The 14,924-nt window shown below is 72.0% G+C and carries 13 protein-coding genes, 1 tRNA gene and 2 pseudogenes; 10 read left to right on the top strand and 6 right to left on the bottom strand.

Annotated elements, in window-relative coordinates:
• The coding region (locus tag JNW91_RS22735) for a hypothetical protein (protein ID WP_238425505.1) at positions 1 to 867 on the top strand (867 nt) is incomplete at its 5' end.
• A gap of 21 nt (positions 868 to 888) precedes the next feature.
• Here JNW91_RS22735 and rsmI read toward each other — a convergent pair.
• Positions 889 to 1,727, bottom strand: a pseudogene (gene rsmI / locus JNW91_RS22730) (16S rRNA (cytidine(1402)-2'-O)-methyltransferase).
• 141 nt (positions 1,728 to 1,868) lie between these two features.
• Here rsmI and JNW91_RS22725 point away from each other — a divergent pair.
• The 3 genes and pseudogenes from JNW91_RS22725 (at position 1,869) to JNW91_RS22715 (ending at position 5,952) form a co-directional block, all read left to right on the top strand.
• A pseudogene (locus JNW91_RS22725) lies at positions 1,869 to 3,529 on the top strand (dolichyl-phosphate-mannose--protein mannosyltransferase).
• A gap of 354 nt (positions 3,530 to 3,883) precedes the next feature.
• Positions 3,884 to 5,170 carry a VWA domain-containing protein gene (locus tag JNW91_RS22720; RefSeq protein WP_203177491.1) on the top strand — a complete coding sequence of 429 codons (1,287 nt, stop codon included), beginning with the start codon at positions 3,884 to 3,886 and terminating at the stop codon, positions 5,168 to 5,170.
• Complete coding sequence (locus JNW91_RS22715; RefSeq protein ID WP_203177490.1) at positions 5,170 to 5,952, top strand: peptidase; 783 nt, start codon at positions 5,170 to 5,172, stop codon at positions 5,950 to 5,952. Before JNW91_RS22720 ends, JNW91_RS22715 begins: the two co-directional genes overlap by 1 nt.
• Before the next feature lie 50 nt (positions 5,953 to 6,002).
• Here the strand turns inward: JNW91_RS22715 and JNW91_RS22710 are convergent, their stop codons facing one another.
• Positions 6,003 to 6,272 (bottom strand): hypothetical protein, encoded by a 270-nt coding sequence (locus JNW91_RS22710; protein WP_203177489.1) that lies wholly within the window; start codon positions 6,270 to 6,272, stop codon positions 6,003 to 6,005.
• Between the two features lie 200 nt (positions 6,273 to 6,472).
• On the opposite strand from JNW91_RS22710, the gene JNW91_RS22705 reads away from it, so the two are divergent.
• Together JNW91_RS22705 and JNW91_RS22700 are read left to right on the top strand one after the other, a co-directional pair.
• On the top strand, positions 6,473 to 7,129 hold the full coding sequence (locus tag JNW91_RS22705) for a 4'-phosphopantetheinyl transferase family protein (RefSeq protein ID WP_203177488.1): 657 nt from the start codon (positions 6,473 to 6,475) through the stop codon (positions 7,127 to 7,129).
• Between the two features lie 130 nt (positions 7,130 to 7,259).
• Positions 7,260 to 8,240 (top strand): DUF4352 domain-containing protein, encoded by a 981-nt coding sequence (locus tag JNW91_RS22700; RefSeq protein ID WP_203177487.1) that lies wholly within the window; start codon positions 7,260 to 7,262, stop codon positions 8,238 to 8,240.
• A 57-nt stretch (positions 8,241 to 8,297) separates the two neighbouring features.
• Here JNW91_RS22700 and JNW91_RS22695 read toward each other — a convergent pair whose 3' ends face one another.
• On the bottom strand, positions 8,298 to 9,290 hold the full coding sequence (locus tag JNW91_RS22695; RefSeq protein WP_203177486.1) for a hypothetical protein: 993 nt from the start codon (positions 9,288 to 9,290) through the stop codon (positions 8,298 to 8,300).
• Positions 9,291 to 9,562: 272 nt separating this feature from the next.
• Between JNW91_RS22695 and JNW91_RS22690 the strand changes: the two genes are divergently transcribed.
• A complete protein-coding gene (locus JNW91_RS22690) occupies positions 9,563 to 10,492 on the top strand; it encodes a hypothetical protein (protein ID WP_203177485.1) in 930 nt (309 codons plus the stop codon).
• 11 nt (positions 10,493 to 10,503) lie between these two features.
• Here the strand turns inward: JNW91_RS22690 and JNW91_RS22685 are convergent, their stop codons facing one another.
• Positions 10,504 to 11,589, bottom strand: a complete 1,086-nt coding sequence (locus JNW91_RS22685) for a Gfo/Idh/MocA family protein (protein ID WP_203177484.1) — start codon at positions 11,587 to 11,589, stop codon at positions 10,504 to 10,506.
• A 93-nt stretch (positions 11,590 to 11,682) separates the two neighbouring features.
• On the opposite strand from JNW91_RS22685, the gene JNW91_RS22680 reads away from it, so the two are divergent.
• Both JNW91_RS22680 and JNW91_RS22675 read left to right on the top strand, forming a co-directional pair.
• Positions 11,683 to 12,441 carry a hypothetical protein gene (locus JNW91_RS22680; RefSeq protein ID WP_203177483.1) on the top strand — a complete coding sequence of 253 codons (759 nt, stop codon included), beginning with the start codon at positions 11,683 to 11,685 and terminating at the stop codon, positions 12,439 to 12,441.
• Positions 12,442 to 12,514: 73 nt separating this feature from the next.
• Positions 12,515 to 12,880: a pentapeptide repeat-containing protein gene (locus JNW91_RS22675; RefSeq protein ID WP_203177482.1), complete on the top strand. Its 366-nt coding sequence runs from the start codon at positions 12,515 to 12,517 to the stop codon at positions 12,878 to 12,880.
• Positions 12,881 to 13,270: 390 nt separating this feature from the next.
• Here JNW91_RS22675 and JNW91_RS22670 read toward each other — a convergent pair whose 3' ends face one another.
• A complete protein-coding gene (locus JNW91_RS22670) occupies positions 13,271 to 13,723 on the bottom strand; it encodes a pyridoxamine 5'-phosphate oxidase family protein (protein WP_203177481.1) in 453 nt (150 codons plus the stop codon).
• Positions 13,724 to 13,988: 265 nt separating this feature from the next.
• On the opposite strand from JNW91_RS22670, the gene JNW91_RS22665 reads away from it, so the two are divergent.
• Positions 13,989 to 14,273: a tyrosine-type recombinase/integrase gene (locus JNW91_RS22665; protein WP_238425504.1), complete on the top strand. Its 285-nt coding sequence runs from the start codon at positions 13,989 to 13,991 to the stop codon at positions 14,271 to 14,273.
• A gap of 62 nt (positions 14,274 to 14,335) precedes the next feature.
• Here the strand turns inward: JNW91_RS22665 and JNW91_RS22660 are convergent.
• Positions 14,336 to 14,412, bottom strand: a tRNA-Ala gene (locus tag JNW91_RS22660).
• Between the last annotated feature and the right edge of the window lie 512 nt (positions 14,413 to 14,924).

Genomic DNA, 14,924 nt, shown 5'->3' with positions numbered 1-14,924 from the left:
GGCCGGGGAAGAACCGGACACGGTCGTCGAGGTGGAGCCGACGACGGGTGCGCCGGTGGACGCGGTGCCCCGCCGGGTGCCGGTCCGGCAGCAGAGCCGGCCGGGGAAGAACCGGACACGGTCGTCGAGGTGGAGCCGACGACGGGTGCGCCGGTGGACGCGGTGCCCCGCCGGGTGCCGGTCCGGCAGCAGAGCCGCCGACACCGGGATGGCAGTCGCGCCGACGGAGACGCGCCGACCGACGACGGCAGCGCCTTCTGGGCGCCGATCGAGCAGGTGCACTGGGACGGCACCCCGGTCCGGGAGGACCCCGCGCCGGAGCGGGAGCGCGGCTCCGGCGCCACGCGGCACCGCTCGGCGGCGCGTACCCCCCGACCGCCGGACCCGCTGCCCGGGCTCACCGCGCTGCTGCTGCTGAGCCTGGTCGTGGCCTTCTTCGCCTGGGTGAGCGCAGGTCCGTTCTGGCTCGCGGTCGGCCACGCCCGGGCCGGCACGGTGGTCGTCGACGGCTGCACCGGCGCCGGGCTCAACCAGCGGTGCCGGGGGATCTTCACGGCCGACGACGGACGGTTCGTGGCGCACGGGGTACGGGTCAGCGGCGTACCGGACGGACGGGACACCCCCGGATCGTCGCTGCCGGCGCGGATGACCGGCCCGGACGCCGGCACCGCGTACGCCGACACCGGGGTGACTCGGCACCTGCGCTGGCTGCCCGGCCTGCTGGTGGTGATCGGCTGTGCCGCCGGCATCGCCCGGTGGACCGGGTCGACCCGGTTGCCCGGGCGGCGGCACCGCCGCTGGGCGGTGGCCGCCGCTCTCGCCGGCCCGGCGCTGATCACCCTCGGTTTCCTCGTTGCCGCGTGGTGAACCCGCCGCCGCGGGCCGGGGTCAGCTGTGCACGATCGTGTAGACGTCGCGGCGGCGCAGCGCGTACTCGGTGGCGACGTCGGTGATCGCGTCCCGGCGGGACCGGCCGGCCGCCTCGCGCTGGGCGACCGCCGCGCGCAGGGTGTCGTCGTCCGGGCGTTCCTGAGGGGTCACCGGCGCGCCCGCCACCACCAGGGTGATCTCTCCGCGCGATCCCCCTCGGCGGCCCAGCGGGCCAGCTCGCCGAGCGGGCGGCGGAGCACCTCCTCGTAGGTCTTGGTGAGCTCCCGGCAGAGCGCGGCGGGCCGGTCCGCGCCGAACGTCTCGGCCAGGTCGGTGAGCGCCGCGCCGATCCGGTGGGGTGCCTCGAAGAAGACGAGGGTGCGCTCCTCGGCGGCGAGCGCGCGCAGCCGGGTGCGCCGGGCACCGGGGGTGCGGGGCAGGAAGCCCTCGAAGCAGAACCGGTCGCAGGGCAGACCGGAGACGGCCAGCGCGGTGGTCACCGCGCTGGGGCCGGGTGCGACGGTGACCGGCGCGCCCACGTCCAACGCGGCGCGGACCAGCCGGTAGCCGGGGTCGGAGACGCTGGGCATCCCGCCGTCGGTGACCAGCGCGACCACGTATCCGCCGAGGATGACCTCGACCAGCTCGGGGGTGCGGCGCTCCTCGTTGCCCTCGAAGTACGAGACGATCCGGCCGCCGATGGTGATGCCGAGGTCGCGGGCCAGCCGGGTGAGCCGGCGCGTGTCCTCGGCGGCCACCACGTCGGCGCTGGTCAGCACCTCCCGGAACCGGGTCGAGGCGTCGGCGGGGTTGCCGAGCGGGGCGCCGAGCAGGATCAGGCGTCCAGCTTCGGACATTTCACCCACGAATTCGTCTCCTTCATTGACGGCGGATACCGGTATCGGGGACGACGGACGCCACCGGGCACCCTGGCAGCCTACGATCGCCGGGTGACGAGTGCGTCGACAGCGCAGAGCCCGAGCGCCGACCCGGCAAAGATGGTCGAGGTAACCAGCGACCACGGCCCCGACCAGGAGCCGACCGCACCGGGTGCCGGTGGCGGCGGTGTGGCCGCCGTGGTCCGCAGACGGTTCGCCACCGTCGACACCCAACTGGACCGGTTCTCGTGGCTCGCCACCGCCGTGGTGGTGGCCATCGCGGCCATCCTGCGCTTCGTCGGTCTGTCCAGCCCCAAGGGCAAGATCTTCGACGAGACGTACTACGCCAAGGACGCCTACGGGCTGATCAGCCGCGGCGTGGAGTGGAACTACAAGGACAACGTCCCGTCGTACGTGGTGCACCCGCCGCTGGGCAAGTGGCTGATCGGCGTGGGCGAGTGGGCCTTCGGCTACCAGGACGCCGATTCGCGGGTCTCCGTCCCCGGGCACCTGTTCACCACCGCGCCGGAGTTCGGATGGCGGTTCTCGGCGGCCCTGATCGGCACGCTGTCGGTGTTGCTGCTGGTCCGCATCGGCCGGCGGATGTTCCGCTCGACGGTGCTGGGCTGCGCGGCCGGTCTGCTGCTCGCCCTGGACGGCTTCCACCTGGTGCTGTCCCGCGCGGCGCTGCTCGACATTTTCCTGCTCTTCTTCGTGCTGGCCGCCTTCGGCGCCCTGGTGCTCGACCGGGACGCCCGGCGTCGGCGCTGGGCACGGGCGCTCGACGACGGCTCGACCCGAGCCGGCCGGGCCGCGCCGGCCGGCCGCCGACCGGGTGGCGCACCTGGCCGTGGTGGCGGTTGGCCGCCGGGGTGCTGATCGGCGGCGCCTGCGCGGTGAAGTGGAGCGCACTGTACTTCGTCCCGGTCTTCGCCCTGCTGGTGATCCTCTGGGAGGTCGGCGTCCGCCGCTCGGCGGGGGTTCGCCGGCCCTGGCGGGACGCCCTCATCGACGAGCTGCCCTGGCTGGTGCTGGCCGGTGTGCTGATGGTGGGCACCTATCTGGCCACCTGGTCGGGCTGGCTGCTGAGCGACGACGGCTACTACCGGCTCGCGTCGTCGTACCCGAACGCCCCGCTCAGCGACACCCCGGTGGTCGGCCCGCTGGTCAACCTCTTCGAGTACCACCGGGCGGCGTACGGCTTCCACGCCCAGCTCGACGATGCGCACAAGTACCAGTCGTGGCCGTGGCAGTGGCTGCTGCTGGGTCGCCCGGTGGCGTTCCACTGGTCCGGTGACGGCGCCTGCGGCGCGCCGAGCTGCGCCTCGGAGATCCTGCTGCTCGGCACCCCGCTGCTGTGGTGGTCGTTCCTGCCCGCCCTGGTGGCGCTGGTGTGGCTGGGTGTGGCCCGCCGGGACTGGCGGGCCGGCGCGATCCTGCTGACCGTGGCGGCGGGGCTGCTGCCCTGGTTCTGGTTCGCCCTCGACGGCCGGACGATGTTCTCGTTCTACGCCGCGCCGGCGCTGCCGTTCCTGGTGCTCGCCGTGGTGTACGTGCTGGGCGCGCTGATCGCCCCGGCGGGTGGTGAGGTCGGCGAGGTGGCCCCGCTGGTCCCGGGAGACCCGGGTTACGAACGTCGACTCGTCGGCAGCATCGCGGCCGGGGCGTACGTGCTGCTGGTCGGGCTCTGCTTCGCGTACTTCTATCCGATCTTCGTCGGCAAACTCATCCCGTACTCGGACTGGCTGGCCCGGATGTGGCTGGACGGCCGCTGGATATAAGCATCGGCAGGCGACGCGCCGGCTCAGCGCTACGGAGACGGGCCCACCCGCTTGAAGCGGGTGGGCCCGTTCGACATAGACGCGCGCCCCGATCGCCTGCCACGGGGGAAGCGGGCGATTGGGGCGCGCATGAAGAGCTTAACCACGGCGCACCACCGGCACAACGGGTCGACTTGGGTCAGATTTCCGACGGATGGCGGCCGAGCCGATTACTGCCCTCAGGTAGTTGACCGAGGGTGACCCGGCGTGGACCCAGAGCGCGGAACAGGCCGGTCCGGGGCCTGGTCGGAGGGTCCGACGCGAACCCCGCCACCCCAATGATCGTCCAAAGTGGATCTCACTACACTGCGGGCCGTGATCAACTTCAGACGATCGGCGGCCGTCCTACTCGGACTGCTGGCGACCACCGCGCTGACCGGGCCGGCCCCGGCGGCGGCCGACGACGAGGAGCCGGTGGCCGAGCCGCCCCGGGTCGAACTGGTGCTCGACGTCAGCGGCTCGATGCGCGCCGCCGACATCGACGGACACAGCCGGATCTCGGTCGCGCAGCAGGCGTTCAACGAGGTGGTCGACGCGCTGCCGGAGGAGACCCAGCTCGGCATCCGGGTACTCGGCGCGACCTACCGGGGCAAGGACAAGAAGGTCGGCTGCCAGGACACACAGCAGATCGTGCCGGTCGGCCCGGTCGACCGGTCCGCGGCCAAGGCGGCGGTGGCGACACTGCGGCCGACCGGGTTCACGCCGGTCGGGCTGGCGCTGCGCTCCGCCGCGCAGGACCTGGGCACCGGGGCCACCACCCGCCGGATCGTCCTGATCACCGACGGGGAGGACACCTGCGCACCGCCGGACCCGTGCGAGGTGGCCCGGGAACTGGCCGCCCAGGGCACCAGCCTGGTGGTCGACACGCTCGGCCTGGCACCCGACGAGAAGGTCCGCCGGCAGTTGCTCTGCATCGCCGGGGCGACCGGCGGCACCTACACCGCCGCGCAGAGCGCCGAGGAGCTGACCGGCCGGATCAAACAGCTCGTCGAACGCGCCCGCGACACGCACACCCGGGCTCCCACCGTGGTCGCCGGCGCGAACGCCTGCGACTCGGCGCCGCTGCTCGCACCCGGCGTGTACGCCGACCGGGAGGCGTTCTCCGAGCACCGCTACTACCGGGTGCCGGTGCGCCCCGGACAGGAGCTGCGTGCGTCGGTGAGCATGGCACTGGACCGGCCGGTGAACCGCGACTACGGCGTACTGCTGCGGGCCACCGCCGCCGACGGCCGGGAATTGGTCCGTGGCGCGGACGCCGGCAGCGGACGGGCCGACGTGCTCTCCGCCGGGCTGCGCTGGTCGGCCACCGCCGACGACGAGGACGCCGCCGAAGCCGAGGAGACCTCGGCGCCGGTCGTGGAGCCCACCACCGTGTGCCTGGTGGTGAGCAACTCGTTCGCCGCACGCCCCGGCACCGCCGCGACCCCGGGCATGCCGGTGGAACTGACCATCGACGTGGTCGCCGCCGCGCCCGCACCGAACGGACCGGACCTCGGCCGGGGTTGGATGCTGCTCGTCCTGCTCACCGTGGCCGGCCTGCTCACCGGTCTGCTCGCCGGCCTGCTCACCCGCTGGTGGGTCGCCACCTGGAGGGAGAACTGATGCGTACCGCTCTGCTCCGGTCGCTGGCGGCGCTACTCGCCGCCGGAGGGCCCACCCTGCTGCCCGCCATGGCCGTCGCCGCGCCGACCCCCTCGCCGGGTGCCACGCCGGTGAACCGGGCCGGCACGTCGTTCCTCACCGCCACCCCGATCACCGCCGGACAGCCGGTGCGGGTGGACGCCTCGGTCGGCGACCACCTCTACTGGTCGTTCCCGGCGACGGCCGGGCAGGTCCACGAGATCAACGCCACCGTCACCTTCCCGAAGGCACGCGGCGGCGCCTCCACCTGGACCGTCGACGTCTTCGACGGACTGCGCCGGCGTCAGGCGTGCACCGCCGGGGCGCAGACCCCGACCGTGGACGCGCAGGCGTCGAGCGTGACGCTGGGCTGCACGCTGCGCGAGGTACGGCCCTGGGCCGAGCCGTGGTCGGCCGACCCGCTGCCCGGCACGTACGTCATCCGACTCTCCGTGATCGACCTGCCGGAGCCGGACCTGGGGGCGCCGATCGACGTGGACCTGCTGGTCGGCGCCATCGCCGACCGGGGCGCCTCGGCCGACGACGGCGAGCTGGCCGCGCCGCTGGTGCCGAACACCAAGGCGGGCACGGTGCTCAACGCCGTACCCCCGGTGGACGCCGAGGCCGACGAGGACAGCGACTGGCCGGCGGACTGGCTGCCGGATGTCGGCTCGCGCTGGATCTGGACCGGCGTCGGCGGCGTGCTCGCGGCGGTGGCCGGCGTGGTGGGCTTCGCCCTGACCCGGCGGCCTCGGCGCGCCTGAGCCGCCCCCCTGCCCGGTGGCCCCGTCCGACGGCGGGGCCACCGACGTTTTCAGGCGCGTCGCGAGCCGCGTGGCAGCCAGCCGATGAACCGGTCCTGGAGCGACATCACCGGAGCGGAACGCAGATCCTCCGTGGCGGCGGCGAGACAGGAGCCCAGGTAGACGCTGAGCATCGCCCGGTCGCCCCCGTACTCCGCCAGCAGCCGACCGCGCTTCGTCGCGCAGGGCCACTCGTCACCGCAGGAGCCGCAGCTCCAGCCGGGGGTCGTCGGGGCGTGATCGTCGATCCGTCCCCCCGGCCGTTCCGCGCCATCGGTCATCACGTGTCCTCTCCAGATGTCCACGGGACTGGCGGCTGCCGTGCCCGGCCAGTAATTGATGGTGATTCCCCCGAAGCCATCAGGAGAGCGCGACGCGTCCCTCCGCTGTTACATCTTTGCGGTACCTTCACCGGTCGTGGGAGTCGGAAATTTGACGGTCGAGCGGATGCCTCTCTCCTACCCACGAGTAGGGGTCGGTCGTGCGTGATCTCCTGCCGCCGACGGTCGCCGTGGCCGTCGCCGCCCCCGACGACTGGACCGGCGAACTGCTCGCCGCCGAACAGGCATGCCTCGGCGAACGGGCGGTACAGACCCGCCGACGGGACTTCACGGCCGGGCGGGTCTGCGCCCGCCGGGCGATGGCCGGCCTGGGCCTCCCACCGGCGGCAGTCCCGGCTGCCGCCGACCGCGCGCCCGTCTGGCCGGCCGGGGTGGTCGGCAGCATCACCCACACCACCGGCTACTGCGCCGCCGCCGCCGCGCGCAGCATTGACATCCGGTCCGTCGGCATGGACGCCGAGCAGCACCGCGAGCTCAACGCGGGAGTACGACGACTCGTGCTGCTGCCCGAGGAGGAGGAGACCTGCGCACGGCTACCCGCCGGCACCTCCTGGCCGGTCGTGCTGTTCAGCGCCAAGGAGACCGTCTACAAGGTCTGGTACCCGATCGTCGGGACCTGGCTGGACTTCCACGACGCCCGGCTGGAGGTGGACCCGGACGCCGGCACGTTCACGGCCCGGATCGCTCCGGCCCGGGTGGACGCCGCCGACGCCGCCGACCCGCCAGCGACGATCAGCGGACGGTTCGTCGTCACCGACGGGCTGGCTCGCACGGCGGCCGTCCTTCCGCTGCGCTGACTCGCTCTGTCCACCCTGGTTGGTCTCGGCCAGGCGTGGACGCGAGCCGGCGCGACGACGGGACGATCGGCGACGCACGGTAGCGTCGGCGGGTTCCCGAACCGCACGTACCGAGGCGTCAAGGAGTACGGTGACCCACCCCCAGCCCCCCGTCGGGCCGCAGGACCCTCAGCAGCCGAACCCGGAGCCGCCGACGCAGCCGTTCCCGGCGACACCGCAGCCGCAGGGCGCCGACGCGACGGTCCCGCAGGCGACCGTACCGCCCAACCCCTGGTCGGCGGCGGCGAGCGCACCGCAGCCGCCGGTGTCCGGGATGCCGGCGTCCGGGATGCCGCAGCCGGGCGTGCCAAGTCAGTGGGCGCCGCCGACCACGCCACAGCCGCCGTACGCCAGCGCACCCGCGCCCGGTCAGGCGTGGCCGCAGCCGCCGTTCTCCGGTGGCGCGTACCCGGCAGCCGGCGGAGCCGGCTATCCGCTCGCCATGCCGCCGCCGATGCCGCCGAAGAACTCCAAGAGGACCGTCGTGGCCGTCGCGGTCACGGCGGCCGTACTCACCCTGCTCTGCTGCGCCGGCGGGATCGTGGCGGTGGTCATCGGTGCGAACCGGGCCGCGAACGAGGTGACCGAGGCGCTGCCCACGCCGGGTGTCACCCGGGGTGCCGGGCAGCCGCAGGCCGCCGCTCCGAGGTCGACCCCGCGGTCGGCCAATGGCGACACCCGGAACATGTCCGCCGGGGACACCCTGGTCATCGATGGCGACGACGGCACCGTCGAGATCACCGTGACGAAGTTCAGCACCGCCACCAAGCCCTGCAAGTCCTACGGCCTCAAGCCGGACGAGGGCATGTACGTGATCGCCGATGTGACGGTGACCGTGACCAAGGGCACCGGTTCGGCGAACCCGCTCTTCTTCCAGTGGGTCGCCGCCGACGGCACCGAGACGAACGCGATCGGTGGAGCGTTCTCCGGCTGCGGTGAGCCGATGCCCGCCGGCAATGAGCTGACCGCCGGCAGCAAGCGCACCGGCAGCGTCGTGTTCGACGTACACGACACCTCGGGGGTGCTGGAGTACCAGCACCAGTTCGAGACCGCCGGCTCCTGGAAGCCGTGACGCCCGGCCGTGGGACCGGCCCTGCCGGGCCGGCCCCACGGGTCGGGTGAGGTCGGGTCAGCAGCCCGTCCAGCGAACCGGGGTGACCCGGTCGTCGTTGCGGAAGCCGACGATGGTGCCGGTGTCGGAGATGGACCGGGCGCCGATGGCGGCCCCGTCGCCGCCCGGCAGGACCCGGGAGGTGGCGCCGCGCGCGACTCGGTCGCCGCCCACGACCACGCCGTTGTTGTTGACGTCCGTCACCCATCCCAGCTGGCCGTCGACCGCCGTGTACGAGCCGTCCCGGAGGTCCCACCGCACGTAGGGCAGGCTGGTGCCGCCGAGGTCGACCTGGCCGACCGCCCAGTGGCCGGCCGCCGCGACGACCACTGCCGTCCGCGCGCCCGGCGCACCGAGCGCGTCGATCCGGCCGTTGGGTCGACGGACCCAGGCCGACCAGCTGCCCCACTCGCCGGCGTTGCCCACGATGGTGCCGTTCGCGGTGATCCCCTGCGCCGCGGCACCGGCCGGCGCGTCGAGGACCTCGACCGTGCCGGGCCGGGCGGCCGGCCACCGCAGCGCGAAGTTCTCCCCGGTGGCGACGTCCGAGCCGTGACCGACGATGTCGCCGGCCTTGTTGATGGCCGTGACGAAGATGCCGGCGGACGGCACCACCGGCAACTGCTCGACGCGACCGTCGCGGTACCTCCACGGCTGGCCGATGCCGTCGACCCAGCCGTTGCCGACGACGACGCCGCCCGCGTTGACGTCGATGACGTCGGTGACGAGCGACGACTCGATGGTGGTGAGCCGGTTCCGGTCCCAGACCAGCAGCAGGTTCTGGTTGCCGTTGTCACTGACCCGCAGGGCCGCACCGGCGACGAAGCGTCCCGTCGGGTCGACGGCGTTCGCCTCGGCGCGGTAGGTGCCGGTCGGGTACGGCAGCGTGCTGATCGTGCAGGCGCCGACGGGCGCGGCGGTCGCCGTGCCGGAGACGGCGGCGCCGAGCGAGGTGGCCAGCAGTCCGGCGGCCACACCGCCGAGAATCCTGCGTCGAGCGATCCGAGTCATTTCTGCTCCCCGTGTGGTGCCCGGTGTCCCGGGCTTCGATGTGGTAACCGCTAGACGCCCGGCGCACGTCCTGCGTTTCGGTGGGTCGGATGACGGACACAGCCGGTGCTGGCGCCCCGCCGTCTGTTATGGACGGATGCGGTGCGACCGGGTGGCGCGAACGGCGGCCGGGCAGGGCTGATGACCCGGGGGCCGTTCGGTCGATGTGGTGACCGACCAACGGGACGAGTATCGACCGTGTCACGCACCGTCGATACTCCTCGGGGGCCCGGATGAGCAGGGACCAGGACAACACCGTCAACCGTCGCCGGCTGCTGCGGCGGGCCGGCACCGTCGCGGCGGGGCTGGCTGGCACCGGTGTGGTCGGCGCGGCCGCCGCCACCTCGGCCGAGGCCGCTCCCGGCGATCCCGTGCTCCAAGGTGCCGACAACAATGCCGGCGCCAGCGCCACCACCCTGCGCAGCTCCTCCGACACCGCCACCCTGCGGCTGGCGAACGCCAAGGTGACCACGGATCCCTCCGGCAAGGTGCTGACCGCGCCCGCTCTGCGGCTGGCGCCCAACGGAACCGGGATCTCCGGTCAGGCCGAGGTCGGCTCGATCGGCATGGACTCCGCCGGCACCATCTGGGCGGCCACCGGCAGGGGTTACCAGGCGGACCGAATCCACACCAGCACCAACTCCAACCAGATCGTGCCGGTCATGCCGCAACGGGTCGTCGACACCCGCACCCCACAGGGACGAACCAACATCGTCAATCTCGACGGCGAATGGGACACCAGCAACCTCGACAGCGCCGGACGGCTGCTGGGCGGCCGGACCATCGACGTCATCCTGGCGCGCTACGCCTTCATGAGCGAGGCCATCTTCGGCACGGTGACGGTCACCGGTCCGGTCGCGGCCAGCTTCCTGCAGGTCTTTCCCACCGGCATACCCCGTCCGACGAACTTCTCGACGATCAACTTCGAGGCCAACCAGACCCTGTCGAACGGTCTCGTGTCCGCGGTCAACTGGGACAACGACCGCTTCTCCATCTATGCCGGACGGACCACGCACGTGATCATCGACGTGGTCGCGTTCCTGATCGGCAGCGGCCAGGTCTACCCGCAGATCCTGCTGACGCACGACGGGTGGCCCACCGGGGCGACGGATCAGGCGAAGGCGTCCCGGCCTCGCCGGCCGATCTGGGAGCAGGACGACTAACCGGACCGGAGCTACCGCGCCCACGCCTCCTGGGCGGTGACGACCGGCTGGCCGGTACGTACCGACTCCTCGATGGCGAGGCTGATCAGGTGGTCCTGGCACGCGTCGGCCAGGGGGTAGGGCGCCGGCCCGTCGTCGCGCGCCCAGAGGCCGGTACGCGCCAGGATGTCGGCCACCGCGATGTCGTCGTCGGACATTCCGCTGCCCACGAACGGATTGCGGTAGACGACGCGGCCGTCGAAGCTGATGTGCTTCAGGTCGAGCCCTTCGAGGTTCAGGTCGATGCCGGTCTGTCGCCGCACCAGGGCCGACTCGACCGGCGTGGTCGGATCGGCCAGGCGGACGACCCGGTCGTCCACCAGCTCGCCGAGCGATCCCCGGACCACCAACCGACGGGTACGCAGCGGATTCCACCACTGGTTGTCGGTGAAGTCGTACAGGCCCATCCGCCCACCGAAGTCGATGGTCGCCAGGGTGGTCGTGAGCTGCTGCGGGCTGGCGTCGCCACTCCAGCCAGCAGGCGACAGCGGGTTGGCCAGCGGGGCGACGAAGGCCCGCGCGTTGACCTCGGCAGCGTCGTACCCGACGCCGAGCAGGCCACGGATCAGCGAGACGGCGTGGTAGAGGTGCGTCGAGGAGAGCTGCACCGAGGTCGGCTCGCCGAGCACCCCGGCGCGGACCACCTCCAGGCGGGCGGCATGCCCGGGCAGCAGCAGGTACTGCTCGGCGACCTGCACCAGACCGCTGCCGCCGACGTCGGACCAGAGCGACCGCAACCCCTCCACATCCGGCGCGGGCGGCGTCTCGGCGAGCACCGGCACGCCGGCCGCCACCAGCTCACGGGTCGCCTCGGGGGTCACCGACCAGGGCACCGACACGATGACGAAGTCCGGCCGCTCGTGGGCGAGCAGCTCCGCCGTCGTGCGGAAGGTCGGCACGCCCCACCCGGCCGTCACGGCGTCACCGCGCGATTCGGTACGTGTGACCACCCCGGTCGCCCGGAACCGCTCCGGTAGCAGCCGGGCCAGGCGGAGGAAGAACTCACCCCGCCAGCCGCTGCCGACGATGCCGAACCGGGTCTGGGCCGTGGAATTCATGCGGGCTCCTCACGTCGAACCCGGATGCTAGCCGGCCGACCGGGTGCCGCCCTCGATACGGTTGCTCGGAATCCCCCCGGACGGAGGTCACTGATGGCTGTCGGGCAGCGTGGCGCGGAACCTGGAACGACCGTGGCCGAGGTGTCGGAGCGGCGACCTCCGCTCGACTACTACCTGCTGCTCGCGCCGCCAGGCGACCTCGACCCGACCGCCGCGGTGGAGGGAATCGTCGTCGAGGAGTTCGCCCGTCACCACGACCTCTCGGCATCGGGGCTGGACAGCGCGGGCTGGACGCCTTCGGGTGACGGCTGGTGGAGTTCCGCCTCCTTCAGCCGCGGCTTCCGGACCGATCCGGCCATGCTGGCCAGGATCGTTCCCGCCTCCCGCGGCGCCGCCGAGAGCGCCTACCGCCAGCTCGGTGGTGGACGACTACCTGGTGAAGCGGCGCTGCGTACGTTCTTCCATGACCACCAACCGTTCCCGAACGTTCCGCCGCTGCGGCTCGGCCCCGCCCAGCCACCCGCCGGATTCCACGAACGGCGCGTCTACCGCGTCCTCTTCGCCAAGGACCTCCGGGACGAGCAGGTGGCGAGCCTCGGTGCGCTCTGGCAGACGACCGTCGACGACACGGCTCCTCCACCGGGGTCAGTTGCTGCCGGGTCCCTGGACCGGGACGGTGACCGGTTCGCCTGGTGCGTGCGCCGAGTTGGTCGAGGTCTTGCCTGGTCCCTCGACCTGACCGTCCTGTTGAGAACCGACGCCTCCGCGACGGTGGGGTCGGTCCTGTACGACCTCACGAACGTGATGCGACACCACGGCCTGGTACCCGTGACGACCGAACGGTTCTCCTGACCGCCCAGGCGATACCGCCACGCATGCCCGAGACGTTCACCGGCACACCACGGCCACCTGGCAGCCCTGGCCGATGCGCTGGCTCGGCGACGGACGATCACGCTACGGTTCGCCGATGAGGATCCTGCCCGGCGCGACGAGACACTCGTTCGCGGGTCAGGACCTTCGGCACCGCACCCTTGATGGGCACTCCTTCAAGCTGTGCGATTTCCGCGGCGCCGACTTACGGGGTGCCTCACTGCGAGGTGCCAGTTTCGCTGGCTGCGATCTCCGGGGTGCCGATCTGCGTGACACGGATCTGTCCTACGCGAGGTTCAGCGCGGTTCGGAGCCACGATCCGGAGTACGGGCGTACCGATGTCAGTGGAGCACGGTGGGACGGGGCCACCCTTCGAGGCGTCGTCGCCGACCGCGTCACCGGATGGCCGCACGACATCTGACCGGATCGTGACGATCCGCTTGGACAGCATCCAGGCCACGTAGGGATGGTCAGGCCGACTGAAGTGGTCGATGCCGTCGAGCGGACCCGGCGGGCGGGCGTCGAGGAACGCGGCCAGCTCACCCACTTGCCCGTCGGTGAGGGCCTCGTCGAGGTGTGTGTAGTGCGCAAGCCAGGCATCGAAGGTCGGGATCACACGGTCCGACAACTCCCCGGCGACCGCGGTTCCGCATTCGTCGGCGTCCTCGACCGACCGGATCGCCCAGCGGCCGAGCCCGTCGGAGTGCCTGGAGGCTGGCCTGAGCCGCGTCCACCACTGGGCCACCGACGCCCTGGGCCGCTCCCGCTGGTTCCCGCTTCCGCCAATGTCCTGACGTCCGTGAGCTGGCCGTCAGACCAGCCAGTAACCATCACGCATGAGGTCACGACCGGAAATTTCGTTCTCCTCTCGCCACGCCTGTATTCGGCGAGGTGTCACCCGGAAGTACGCGTAGCGCGTCGTGCCGACCCGCGCATCCCAAAGTTTCGTGGCGAATGCGTCGGCTAGATCACCTGGCACGGTTTCGCGCGAAAATGTTTCGACGGTGCCCTCGATCAGAACCACGTCGCGGGTCGGGCCGACCGACATTCGCACTCGTCCAGAGAAACGTAAATTGCGCGCGGTCGGGCTGGACTCGGCTGTCGCCAAGATGAACGCCACGCCGTCCCAGAGGAAGGACAGCGGGACCAGATAGGGGTTCCCGTCGCGGTCCGCTGATGCAACCCATGCGTCCAGGTCCTCGTTGAGGCGGGCCAGGGTGTCCTGCTTACGTTGCTCCAGATTGCGCGACGGTTCGGGTTTCATGTCTGGATCCTCCCTCACGCGTTTCTGGGTAATGATCGCGGTTCTCCCGCTCGTCGGGCGCTCCAGGCAAGGCTCATTGTTGAAGCCCGCTTCAACGCAAGCGGTAGCACGTGGCCGTCCGAGCCCGGTTCGCGGATGGGCTCACGGCGAGGTTTGAGCAACGATCAACCGCCCGATATCACTGCCGGCACCCCCGATCCAGGTAGGGAGCCCAAGCGTCGGATGGTCCCGCTGCTGTTCACCGACGACCAGGGGCGGCCGATCCATGACCAACGGTGGTCGCAGATGTGGCGGACCTGGCGCGAGGCGGCCGGCCGATGAGGGCACCTTCCACTCTCTGCGGCACTACTTCGCCACCCGCCTGATCACCTCTGGTGCCGATCCCACCGACGTACAGAACGCGCTTCGGGACTCCAGCCTCCGGATCACGCTGGAGACCTACGTCCACCGGTGGCCGAAGAAGGACCGCCGCCGCAACATCATCAGCGGCGCGCTGCGCGACGCGGAGCGCCAACGAAAACGGGGCCCGAAGGCCCCGGATCCTCGCTGATTTGTGCCGGATGTGTGCCCGCCAATCTTGCCCGGCGGGTTTCCCCAGGTAAAACGTCGTGCTGGTGGAGCTGAGGGGATTTGAACCCCTGACCCCCTCGATGCGAACGAGGTGCGCTACCAGTCTGCGCCACAGCCCCCCGCCGGCGAACCGGCTTCGGTCCCACCCGGCTTACACCGGGCGGGCCGGCAGCAAGGCTAACAGGTCGCCGCCCTCCACCGCGAATCCGCCCCCGGCGCGGCGTTGACCCCCGCCAGAAGATCCACTCGACTTCGTAGAAACCGGGGCATCCTGGACGCCAGAACACGCCGACATCCAGGAAACCGAGTCGATCAGGCCCGAGCCGGCCGTCGATCGACTCAGTGTCGGCGATCTGGGGGTATCCCGGGGGAGCTACACCCTCAGGTCGGCGACATGGAGTGGATCAAGGCGAGTGGGGCGGCGGGGCGCGGCCGGCGCGCGGGCGGCGCAGCCGAGGGTCAGGCGCCTCGGCCGGCCTCGTAGGGGCGGCCACGCAGGCCACCTGAACGCCGGTACGACACCGACCCTCCGTTGACGGCGGCCGGCAGGTCCCCGGGACGGTCGAGGCCCATCGCGGCCCGGCGTACCCCCTCGCGCTGTGCGGCCAGGCGGCGTTGCGCCTCCCGGCGG

Origin of the sequence: Micromonospora parastrephiae (genome assembly GCF_016802865.1) — a bacterium.
GTDB classification, from domain to species: domain Bacteria; phylum Actinomycetota; class Actinomycetes; order Mycobacteriales; family Micromonosporaceae; genus Micromonospora; species Micromonospora parastrephiae.
Note: the sequence above shows the minus strand (reverse complement) of the source record. Positions and strands in the feature narration are given on the sequence as shown.